This window comes from Candidatus Thiothrix phosphatis (assembly GCF_035668035.1).
Lineage (GTDB): Bacteria > Pseudomonadota > Gammaproteobacteria > Thiotrichales > Thiotrichaceae > Thiothrix > Thiothrix phosphatis.
On sequence record NZ_JAYMYJ010000120.1, the window covers coordinates 31,910 to 41,992 of the forward strand.

The 10,083-nt window shown below is 53.8% G+C and carries 12 protein-coding genes; 10 read left to right on the forward strand and 2 right to left on the reverse strand.

From position 1 onward, the window contains the following. Positions 1–126: 126 nt before the first annotated feature. Positions 127–666, reverse strand: a complete 540-nt coding sequence (soxX, locus tag VSS37_RS13635) for a sulfur oxidation c-type cytochrome SoxX (RefSeq protein ID WP_324696095.1) — start codon at positions 664–666, stop codon at positions 127–129. A gap of 149 nt (positions 667–815) precedes the next feature. Beyond that, positions 816–2,243: a M48 family metalloprotease gene (locus VSS37_RS13640; protein WP_324696096.1), complete on the reverse strand. Its 1,428-nt coding sequence runs from the start codon at positions 2,241–2,243 to the stop codon at positions 816–818. A gap of 97 nt (positions 2,244–2,340) precedes the next feature. Between VSS37_RS13640 and VSS37_RS13645 the strand changes: the two genes are divergently transcribed. The 10 genes from VSS37_RS13645 to VSS37_RS13690 form a co-directional block, all read left to right on the forward strand. Next, the gene (locus VSS37_RS13645; protein ID WP_324696097.1) at positions 2,341–2,673 is read left to right on the forward strand and encodes a rhodanese-like domain-containing protein; all 333 of its coding nucleotides are present in this window, start codon (positions 2,341–2,343) and stop codon (positions 2,671–2,673) included. 92 nt (positions 2,674–2,765) lie between these two features. Further along, on the forward strand, positions 2,766–3,227 hold the full coding sequence (gene dsrE2 / locus VSS37_RS13650; protein ID WP_324696099.1) for a sulfur carrier protein DsrE2: 462 nt from the start codon (positions 2,766–2,768) through the stop codon (positions 3,225–3,227). Between the two features lie 71 nt (positions 3,228–3,298). Further along, positions 3,299–3,913: an NAD(P)H-dependent oxidoreductase gene (locus tag VSS37_RS13655; RefSeq protein WP_324696101.1), complete on the forward strand. Its 615-nt coding sequence runs from the start codon at positions 3,299–3,301 to the stop codon at positions 3,911–3,913. Positions 3,914–3,927: 14 nt separating this feature from the next. Further along, positions 3,928–4,791: a metallophosphoesterase gene (locus VSS37_RS13660; protein WP_324696103.1), complete on the forward strand. Its 864-nt coding sequence runs from the start codon at positions 3,928–3,930 to the stop codon at positions 4,789–4,791. A 177-nt stretch (positions 4,792–4,968) separates the two neighbouring features. Continuing rightward, the gene (locus VSS37_RS13665; RefSeq protein WP_324696104.1) at positions 4,969–5,463 is read left to right on the forward strand and encodes a response regulator; all 495 of its coding nucleotides are present in this window, start codon (positions 4,969–4,971) and stop codon (positions 5,461–5,463) included. Positions 5,464–5,472: 9 nt separating this feature from the next. Beyond that, positions 5,473–5,853, forward strand: a complete 381-nt coding sequence (locus tag VSS37_RS13670; protein WP_324696105.1) for a response regulator — start codon at positions 5,473–5,475, stop codon at positions 5,851–5,853. Further along, on the forward strand, positions 5,853–6,383 hold the full coding sequence (locus VSS37_RS13675) for a chemotaxis protein CheW (RefSeq protein ID WP_324696106.1): 531 nt from the start codon (positions 5,853–5,855) through the stop codon (positions 6,381–6,383). Before VSS37_RS13670 ends, VSS37_RS13675 begins: the two co-directional genes overlap by 1 nt. After that, positions 6,380–7,513 carry a methyl-accepting chemotaxis protein gene (locus tag VSS37_RS13680; RefSeq protein ID WP_324696107.1) on the forward strand — a complete coding sequence of 378 codons (1,134 nt, stop codon included), beginning with the start codon at positions 6,380–6,382 and terminating at the stop codon, positions 7,511–7,513. Before VSS37_RS13675 ends, VSS37_RS13680 begins: the two co-directional genes overlap by 4 nt. A 58-nt stretch (positions 7,514–7,571) precedes the next feature. Next, positions 7,572–9,347 (forward strand): FimL-related protein, encoded by a 1,776-nt coding sequence (locus tag VSS37_RS13685; RefSeq protein ID WP_324696109.1) that lies wholly within the window; start codon positions 7,572–7,574, stop codon positions 9,345–9,347. Between the two features lie 23 nt (positions 9,348–9,370). Next, positions 9,371–10,083, forward strand: a 713-nt coding sequence (locus VSS37_RS13690) for an Hpt domain-containing protein (RefSeq protein WP_324696112.1), incomplete at its 3' end; no start/stop codon positions are given.

The window sequence follows — 10,083 nt, forward strand, 5'->3', positions numbered from 1 at the left end:
TGCGTGGGGCCAGCAGGCCTGCGCTGACCGCCATGCCCGCTGCGCTGGCGGCTAATGCGCCTTGCAAAAATGTTCTCCGTTTCATAGGTCTTCTCTTCTCCAGAATTTTGTTGGCAAGCTCGCTGCTTAAAGTGTCGAAATAAATTCAACGACCTTGTCGATCTGCTCGTCGGTCAGAATCCCCATGGGAGCAAAGGGGGGCATGATGGTGTTGGGGTTGGCGACGCGGGGGTCATGAATTTGCGCGCTTAACTTGGCCTTGTCTGGATAGCGGGCGGCCATGCTGACTAACGGCGGGCCAATATCGCCGGGCATGTCGCCGCCCGCGATCATATGGCAGGCAAGACAATTGCCCAGCCTGCGGTCAAAGGCGATTGCCTTGCCTTCTTCAGCCGGGGTCATTTGTTTGTCTTCCTTCTTGGCGTCCTTGGTGTCATCCGCCGCTGAAGTTTTTTTGTCTTCTTTTTTTGCGTCGTCAGTTGCTGAAGTTTTCTTGTCTTCTTTCTTGGCGTCATCCGCCGCGTAAGCCGACGGGAAACCAGCGTTCAGCACTAATGCTGATACTGCCGACGACATTATCAAAATGCGAAAAAGTTTCCGCATGGTTACCTCCTCTCTAACAGAATCATCACCATAAAAAGCTTTGTCCCAAGTTTCCCGAAACAACGTGAAAATGTCCTGAATCTTGAGATATATCAAATAGCCGGATACGCAGCTTAACCGATTGCGCCGGATCGCGCAAAAGAACTTTAATGAATCCAAATATTTATAAGAATATAGTTATATGTCGATATATAGGTGTAATGAAGGGGGGGTTAAAACTTGTCAAGTTGCTTTTCCCTGCTTTCCATCCGGTTGATGTCTTGGGACATGGCTTGCATACGGGCGGCGGTCTGCGCAGGAATGCCGGGCAACCTTGATGCCTGCTCCAATAGGGCGCGGGCATGTTTGTATTCCCCCATGCGGATGCTGCGCTCGGCGGCGGAACGGTAGGCTTCGGCCGTTTGCCCCGCCTGCTCGGCAACCCGCTGGCGCATGTCGAGGAATTCCAGGCTGGTCTGTTCGGAAAGTCTGGCCTGATTGAACAATTGCCAGGCTTGCGGGGCTTTTTGTTCGGCCAGCAAGGCCACCCCTAACAGGGTGAGGATGTCTTCTTGGCCTGGATAGGCGTTCGCCAGTGGCGTCAGCAGTTTTTCCGTCTCCTGGTAACGGCGTGAAACATTCAAGGCTTCGGCAACCGCCAAGGTAATGGGAAGCGGGCCTGTTTGTGCCCCCAACGCACGTAGGGCTGCGTCGCCGTTGCCGTTACGCAATTGGCGGATGGCCTGGGCGTATTGTGCCAGTTGGGTGTTGCCCCCTGTGATTGCGGGTGAACCGGGAGCGGTCAGGGCGCGCAGTTTTTCCCTGGCGTAAGCGTAATCGGCGTCTTCGCGCACCGGCCGTTGCCCCAGTTGATTGGCGCGGGAACGGGTGTCGCTGAGGCGGTCGATGCTTAATGGATGGTTGCGCAGGAATTGGGTGATGTCGCCGTGCAGGTCGGAGGTGCGGCGGTCAAGCTTTTCCAGGAACGCTGGCATGGCTTGCGGATCCAGCCCGGTGCTGGCGAGGATGCGCAGGCCGGTGCGGTCGGCTTCGGTTTCCATCTGGCGGCTAAACGCCAGTTGTTGTTGGGCTTGGGAGGCGAAAGTCCCAGTGATGATGGCTTGGGCTGCATCCGGGCTTTTGCTGGCGGCGGCGGCTCCGGCCAGTATGCCCAGGCCGGTGATCAGCGGGTTGCCCTGCTGGTTGGCCAGCATGCGCGCAATGTGGCGCTGGGAAACATGGGCGATTTCGTGGGCGATCACGGCGGCCAGCTCACTTTCAGAGCTGGTGTTCAGGATCAGCCCGGAATGGATCACGATGACCCCGCCGGGCATGGCGTAGGCGTTGATTTCAGCGTCTTTGACGATCAGGAAGTAATAATTGCCGCCGCCAGGGGCGTGCGCCGCCAGGCGGTTCCCCAGTGCGCGCAGCCATTCGCTGAGTTCAGGATCCTCCACCACTGGCTGGCTGCCGCGAAGTTCCCGGATCAGTTTGATTCCCAAGGCGGATTCTTCCGCAGTGCTGAGTGCATTGTTGGCGGGGTCGCCCAGATCCGGCACATTCACATCAGGAAGTTCGAGATTGAGCTCGGCGTGGGCGGAAGGAGGAATGCCCGCCGCTAGACTGTAAAGCAAGAAACTGCTGAGGATGGCGTACTTCATGCAGCAACTATATTACATGCTGCTGGTTCTTGACAGTTGGCGCATCTTAATTAGAATATCAGAAAGTTTTAATATTTATTAGGATAAGGGTTTTTTTATGTTTGGGATTCGTGAAGTTGACGCTGCTGGTTTGAAAAAAATGCTGGACTCGGGTGAAAAGATCCGCTTGCTTGACGTGCGTTCCGCTTCTGAAGTTGCGCAGGGTGTTATCGAAGGTTTCGAGTTTATGCCCTTGCATACTTTGCCGATGCGCATGAATGATCTGCCGCGTGATGAGACCATTGTCTTTTACTGCCGCACCGGTGCGCGTTCCGCACAGGCATGCATGTTCCTAAAACAAAATACGGGAATTGATGCGGTCAACTTAAAGGGCGGCATTGTCGGCTGGTATCAGTCAGGCATGAAGGTTGTGCTGCCGAACGCTGCCTAATTCAGATTATTCTGATATAGTTGGCTGCGCTATTTGAGAGAGGTGGGCCCGCAAAAGGCCTGTGAATTGTAATTATCCATGAGACACAAAGCATGAAAAAGCTGGCTATCATCGCAACTAAAGGCACCCTTGACTGGGGTTACCCTCCGTTCATCCTGGCCTCTACTGCGGCTGCGCTTGGTTATGACGTACAGGTTTTTTTCACATTCTATGGCCTGCAACTGTTGAAGAAAGAGCCTAACCTGCAAGTCACTTCATTGGGCAATCCAGGGATGCCGATGCCGGTGCCGATGCCAGTCCTGTTGCAGGCGCTGCCAGGCATGCAGGGCATGATGACCACCATGATGAAAAAGAAAATGGCTGACAAGGGCGTCGCGGATCTGCGGGAGTTGCGTGATTTGTGCCAAGAAGCCGATGTCAAGTTTATTGCTTGCCAGATGACGGTGGACTTGTTCGAAATGGACCACAAGGAATTTATTGACGGCGTTGAATACGCTGGCGCAGCGGCTTTCTTTGAGTTCGCTGGTGAATCTGATATTTGCCTGTTCATCTGACTTCTGCAAGCTTATTGGACAGTCAATAAAAAGCCGGGTATACCCCGGTTTTTTATTGGAGGAACGGAACCATGAAAATTATGCTCATCAGCGGCAGTCATCGTGAAAACTCCCAAAGTGAAAAAGTGGCCCGTCATATTGCCCAATCGCTGCTGGACAATCATCAAGCGACTGAAACGGAAGTTTTTTCCCTTGCAGGCAACCCTTTGCCCCTGTGGGATGAAGGCATTTGGAACGGCGAGGAAAAATGGCAGGCGCTGCTGGGCCCTTTATCGGAAAAACTGGCCGCTAGTGATGGTTTCGTGATTATCTCCCCTGAGTGGCATGGGCAAGTACCGGCGGGGCTGAAAAATTTTTTCCTGCTGTGGGGGGCAGGCGAACTGGCCCACAAACCGGCTTTGATCGTGACAGTATCAGCAGGCGATGGCGGCGCGTATCCTGTCGCAGAATTGCGGATGAGCAGTTACAAGAATAACCGTCTGTGTTATATCCCGGAGCATGTCATTGTGCGGCATGTGGGATCTGTGTTGAACGACGATGCAGGCAAAAATAATGCGGATGCGGATAGCTATTTCCGCAAGCGTATCGTATATGCCTGCGGTATCCTGTGTGCTTATGCTGGCGCGCTCAAAGGGGTGCGGGAATCGGGTGCTGCCAGCATAAAAGTTTTCCCTAACGGTATGTAAGAGGCTATCAAACAATGTTGAAAACAGCGGCAAAAACACCACAGAAAGTGTTGAACCGGATTGGGCGTCTGAACTATTTCCACGATGACCGTCATGCCGAGCGGGTCAATGAAATTCGCTGGCTGGTGGAGGAGTTCATTGAAATTCCGGTGAAGAATCTGCCGCCTGCATTGGAAGGTTTTACCATTGTGCAGCTTACCGATATGCATTTACGGCCGTATACCCAGGTGGAGCACATTGTGCGGGCGGTGGAAAAAGCCAATGCCCTCAAACCTGATCTGGTGGTGTTGACCGGCGATTATGTCTGGCACGATGAAGAGGATATCCTTGATTTGGTTCCGGAACTGGCGAAGCTGGACGCCCGTTGCGGCATATTTGCGGTCATGGGCAACCATGACATCAAGACTGACCCGGTATTGATTGAGGAAACCTTTTTCAAGCATGGGATTCCCGTGTTGCGCAACGATGGCTTGGATCTCCAGTATGGTGGTGGCGTCATGCATTTGGCGGGCATTGATGATGGCTGGCTGGGTCAGCCGGATATCAAGACCACATTGGGGAAGCTGCGTGGCGACAAGCCGGTGATTTTGTTGGCGCATGAGCCTGACATGATTGATTGGTATGCCGCAGATACCCGCATTTCCTTGCAATTGTCCGGGCATACGCATGGTGGCCAAGTGCAGATCAAGCCGGGCAAGCCTTTTATCCGCCCTTATCTCGGTCGCAAATACGTGCAAGGCCTGCATCGGGTGAATGAGTCGTGGATTTATACCAGCCGGGGCATCGGTTCGACAGGATTGCCGATCCGCCGCAACTGCGCCCCGGAAATTACCCATATTACCTTAGTGGCGGGTGACTATTACCCATTAGCGGCATGACGCTTTGTCAGAAAGGATTTGGTTATTTCTGCCGTTAATGTAAACTGCATGCATAAATAAAGAGCGTTGATAGATGCTTCCTGTCGTGGCTTTCATACCTTTTGTAAGCTTAGGTTTGCCTGACACTATGAAACGCTCTAATAGAATAATTAAAAAAACAACGAGCTGTGTAGAATTATGTCCGATTCCCAAAACAATGTGCCTAAACGCGACCTGACTGGCCTGAAAGTCGTGGTGGTCGATGATAGCAAGACTATCCTGCGCACTGCGGAAGTGCTGCTTAGTGAGGAAGGATGTTGGGTGGTGACGGCAGGCGACGGGTTCGAGTCGCTGGCGAAGATTGCCTCCTTCAAGCCAGACGTTATTTTCGTTGATATCATGATGCCACGTCTGGATGGCTACCAAACTTGTGCGCTGATTAAGGCCAATCGGCAGTACCGCGATATTCCGGTTATTTTGTTGTCCAGCAAGGACAGTATTTTCGACATGGCACGTGGCCGCCTAGCAGGCTCTGATAAATACCTCACCAAGCCTTTCACCAAAGAGGATTTATTGACGGCCATCTATACACATGCGCCTTTGCCGAAAGCCAATGCCCACCCGGCTGGGGATGCGTCTGCAATTTCTGTCGAAAAAGAGACCCTCCCTCCTATTGATCTTGTGGATGATTAAGGAGGAAGCATGTCTGAGCCGCATGTGCTGATCATAGACGATTCCTTGGCGGAAACTCGAATATTCACCATCCTCTTGGAAAAAAAAGGTTACAAAGTCAGTGTGGCCTGTAATGGCCAAGAGGGTATTGAGGTTGCCAAGACCCGTCAACCGGATGTGATCCTGATGGATGTCGTCATGCCATTACTCAATGGTTTTCAGGCTACCCGTGAATTGACGCGCTCCCCAGAAACCGCCCATATTCCCATCATTGTTTGTAGCTCCAAATCTGCGGAGACTGACCGTGTGTGGGCACTGCGTCAGGGGGCAAAAGCCTACCTGGTCAAGCCGGTGGACTCGCGGGTGTTGCTCGCCGCCATTAAGCAGTTTGTTTCCGGGGCGGCGCAATAATGGCCAGCCCTTACGAACTGCTAGCGGGTTTGGCGGTGTTGCGGGAGAAAAAGCGCCGTTCCCGCCAGAACAACGAGCTGGAGTTGCAGGAATGGTCAGGATTCCAAGTGCAGGTGGGGGATTTCGCTTGCCTGATACCTTGTGAACAAGTTGAGGAAGTGGTGACGCCCGCATCCATTACCAGTGTCCGGGGGGTGCCGGGCTGGATAAATGGCATTATTTATTGCCGCGCCCAACTGGTGACGCTGGTGGATGTGGCCACCTTGTTGTTTGGTAATGGGACATCGGCGTTGCCCAGTCGGGCGTTTGTCGTGCGGGGAACAGAGGAATGGTTTGGCTTGCAGGCAGGCCATTTTGAAGGTGTCCGGCATATTTGGTCTGATACGCCCATTTGTGATCCTCCCCTGAAATGCGCCGACGCATGGATCCATTACATTCGCCAATGGTTATTGCTGGATGATCGCCCAGTAGCGGTGCTGGATGCCAGAAAGCTGGTGGGTGCGCTGGAAAGCGGGGAGATTCAGGTATGAGCCTGTTGATCTACCAAAGCGTGGCAGGTGTGTTGTTGATTGCCGTGTTGGTAATGGCTTGGCTACTGTTCCGCATGAAACGTGAAGCGGCCACGCGGATGGCGGGTGAATCCCGGCAACAGCAACAGGCGGTGTTGCGTTTGTTGGATGAAATGAGTTCGTTGGCGGATGGCGACCTGACCATGCGGGCGACCGTGACAGAAGATGTCACCGGAGCCATTGCGGATGCGGTCAATTATGCGGTGGACGCTTTGCGCGCATTGGTGATGCGGATGGATATGACATCCAACCGGCTGACGGGTTTTGCCCAGGATGCTGATAAACGGGTCACTAGCCTGGCGAGTTCATCGGCGCGTCAGGCCAATGAGATTGCGGCGGCGACAACTGCCATCTCCACCATGACCAAACAAATACAAAAAGTGTCGCGGAATGCCGTCAGTTCGGCTGAAGTGGCACGCAAGTCGCTGGAAATTTCGCAAGCAGGGGCGCATACCGTGCGCGCCACCATTGCTGATATGGTGGCTATCCGGGAAAAAATCCAAGCCACTTCCAAACGTCTCAAACGTTTGGGGGAAAGCTCCCAGGAAGTGGGGGACATCGTGCGCCTAATGAATGATATTGCCGAACAGACCAACATTCTGGCGCTGAATGCGTCTATCCAGACCTCTTCCAATCAGGTTGCGGCTGGTAATGGCAATGGCGGTTTCCGGCGGTTGGCCGATGAGATGCAGCAGTTGGCCCAGCAGGCGGCAGATGCCTCGCGGAAGATTGATGTGCTGATCCGCACCATGCAGGCGGATACCAGTGAAGTGATGGCTTCGATGGAAGAAACCACGTCCAAGGTGGTGGATGGTGCCCGCAATGCTGAATCTGCCGGTGCTGCGTTGGATGAAGTGGAGGATGTGACGGTCGGGCTAGCACGCCTGATCGGCAACATTTCCGATGCGGCGGGTAAACAGGCTGGCATGGCGGGTCAAGTCGGCGCCACCATGAACTCCATTCAGGAAATTACCCAGCACACCGCCCGTTACAGTGAAGAAACCCAGGCATTGGTCGCTGATCTGAATGCGACGGCTGCCGATTTGCGTGGGGCAATCGCGGACTTCAATCTGGCCGAAGAAAAACAATAATGACAGGTGAAATATGATTTCGGACAAATCAAGTTTGGCTAGCCGCCTCGGATGGATCATGGCTGACATTGAGCAAGCCACCGAGCGGGCGCGTGATGCATTTGGACGCTACGCGGAGTCTGACGATAAAGGTGAATTGAGCGCTTGCCGCGAGACCTGCCGACAACTCAAGGGTGTGCTGGAAATTTTGGGGGCCAGCGGTTCCCATATGCTGTGCCAGGAAATTGTCAATTTGTTGGATGCGCTGATTCAGGCGCGGGTGACTGATCTGGCGACTGCCAAAGATGCGATCGCGGAAGGCATGTTGCAGTTATCCGAATACCTCAAGCACTTGCAGGAAGGTTACGCGGATTTGCCGGTGATTATCCTGCCTACCCTGAACAACCTGCGCGCCGCCCGTGATATTGAGCTGTTGTCCGAACACATGGTGTTTCTGCCGGAAGAGGGCCATGCTGGCAATGACCTGATCGGAACGGATGAATACGTTTCCCTGTCGGCCGACCGTTTACAGCAGGTGACGACTAAACTGCGCTTTTTCATGCAAAAAGCCTTGCTGGGCTGGTTCCGTAATGAGCAGCCGCAACGTATGTTGCAGGCGGCGGGCAAGGTGACGGACAACATGATCCGCTTGAACCATTCCCGGCGCCTGCGTTCGTTGTGGTGGATCGGTTCTGGGCTGGCGGCGGCGCTCGAATCCGGGCGTTTGGAGCATGGCGTCACCGTCAAAATGCTGATGGGAAGGCTGGAGCGGGAAATCCGCCATTTCGGCGAATTGGGGGAAGAACGCTACGACCACGCCCTGCCGGATGAGCTGATCAAGAACCTGCTGTATTACATCGGTCTGGCGGAAAGCGGGACGGAAACCACCGACAAGGTCAAGGCCGCCTACCATCTTGATGTTTATTTGCCCAAAGGGGAAACGCTGACCGAGTTGCGCCAATACTACACTACGCCTGGACGTGACTTATGGCGCGCCGTCTCCACGTCGGTGACGGATGAGTTGCACAGCTTGCAAGGCATTTTGGATGGCATGCAGGATCAGGCGCGTCAGCCGGAATTGTTGGGCAAGTTGGCGGACAAAAGTGAAAGCCTTAGCAGTACGTTAGCGATGCTGGGTTTGGGGCGTGCCGCAGAACTGACGACCTCCCTGGTTCAGGATTTGAAGGCGAAAGCCGCCAGTGGCGAAACGCAGGATTTCGACGCCATGCTGCAAATCAGCACCCACTACGCCAAACTCGAAAAAATCCTGGCGGAATACGCGGAAACTGGCGATGACCTGACGGACACTGTTTTCAGCCAGGATGGCGACGCGCTGGACCCTTCCGGTGAACGCAGCCTGTTGCGCACGACGCTGACCGAACTGAGTAAGGCGCAAGCGCGTACTGTGGCTTTCTATAAGGAAGGGTGGGCGTTTGTTTGCTTGGAGGAAGTGATCACTTCGTTGGAAAATATCAGCGGCGCGCTGAAAATGGTGGATGCGAACGAATTGTTGCCACTAGCGGATACTGCCTTACGTTATGTCAAAGAAGATCTGCTGGCGAATGGACGCGAGCCAAGCCAGGAGGAGTTGTCCACATTTGCCGATGTTTTAACCTTGTTTGAGGCCTCGGTTTCCGCCCGTCTGCAACATGAAGATTATTTGTCATTGCTGCCAACCGGCTTTGACAAGTTGCGTGAATTGGACAGCTTTAGCCAATTGGATCTGCTGGGCGATGTGGATTTGGATGGCGTGGAGGCTGAGCTGGAAGCAAAAAAAAAAGCACAACAGATCATGCCAGCGAACCTTTACCAACGCTTCCGGCACCCGACCTTTCCCAGCTTGGCGACAGCCTGATTACAGAACCGGCCCCGCCCAGTTTGCGTGACACCTTAGGCGACGAAATTTTCGAAATTTTCTGCGAAGAAGTCACCGATATTAGCCAAAATCTGGAGATACTGTATCCGCAATGGGACAGCAAGCGGGAAAACCGCAATCTCCTGACAGAAATTCGCCGTGCTTTTCACACCCTAAAAGGCAGTGGGCGTATGGCTGGAGCTTTTGCCCTGGGTGATTTTGGTTGGGTGCATGAGGACTTGCTCAATCAATTGTTAGTCGGAGGGTTGCCCGCCAACGATCGGGTTTCTGGGCAAATTGGCAAGGCGGTGGCGGAATTGCAGGAACGGTTGCAGTTTTTCTTGCAGGCCCAGCAAAAAGATGGGCGTGTCGAGCGCCTGATTGCTGAAGCAGAAGCGGTGATTGCATCTGCCGGAAAGATGGATACAGGTGTTGCAGAACCTGAGCCGGACGTGCTGGATTTCTCCATGGTGCCGCCGCCTTCTGATTATCTGGCGCAAAGCGAAGGGCTTGCGTTGGCAAGCCCGGAAATTGCTGCTTCACATCCGGTGATGGAAGAAAATATCGCATTTCCGCTTCTGGATATGCCGGATTCATCTGCATTGCCTACCGTTGATGAGGTCAATGCCTCACTTTCCCCAATCCCGAATATTGTTGAAGCTGAACAGGTTCCCGAGGAGGAAGAGGCGTTTGATTTCCAGAGTCTCCCTGCATCGGATATTGCTGTTGGACAGGC

Bases quoted from the DNA above. Each gene is read 5' to 3' on its own strand.
- VSS37_RS13640 (WP_324696096.1), bottom strand. From the start codon at position 2,243: ATGAAGTACGCCATCCTCAGCAGTTTCTTGCTTTACAGTCTAGCGGCG.
- VSS37_RS13645 (WP_324696097.1), top strand. From the start codon at position 2,341: ATGTTTGGGATTCGTGAAGTTGACGCTGCTGGTTTGAAAAAAATGCTG.
- dsrE2 (WP_324696099.1), top strand. From the start codon at position 2,766: ATGAAAAAGCTGGCTATCATCGCAACTAAAGGCACCCTTGACTGGGGT.
- VSS37_RS13655 (WP_324696101.1), top strand. From the start codon at position 3,299: ATGAAAATTATGCTCATCAGCGGCAGTCATCGTGAAAACTCCCAAAGT.
- VSS37_RS13660 (WP_324696103.1), top strand. From the start codon at position 3,928: ATGTTGAAAACAGCGGCAAAAACACCACAGAAAGTGTTGAACCGGATT.
- VSS37_RS13665 (WP_324696104.1), top strand. From the start codon at position 4,969: ATGTCCGATTCCCAAAACAATGTGCCTAAACGCGACCTGACTGGCCTG.
- VSS37_RS13670 (WP_324696105.1), top strand. From the start codon at position 5,473: ATGTCTGAGCCGCATGTGCTGATCATAGACGATTCCTTGGCGGAAACT.
- VSS37_RS13675 (WP_324696106.1), top strand. From the start codon at position 5,853: ATGGCCAGCCCTTACGAACTGCTAGCGGGTTTGGCGGTGTTGCGGGAG.
- VSS37_RS13680 (WP_324696107.1), top strand. From the start codon at position 6,380: ATGAGCCTGTTGATCTACCAAAGCGTGGCAGGTGTGTTGTTGATTGCC.
- VSS37_RS13685 (WP_324696109.1), top strand. From the start codon at position 7,572: ATGGCTGACATTGAGCAAGCCACCGAGCGGGCGCGTGATGCATTTGGA.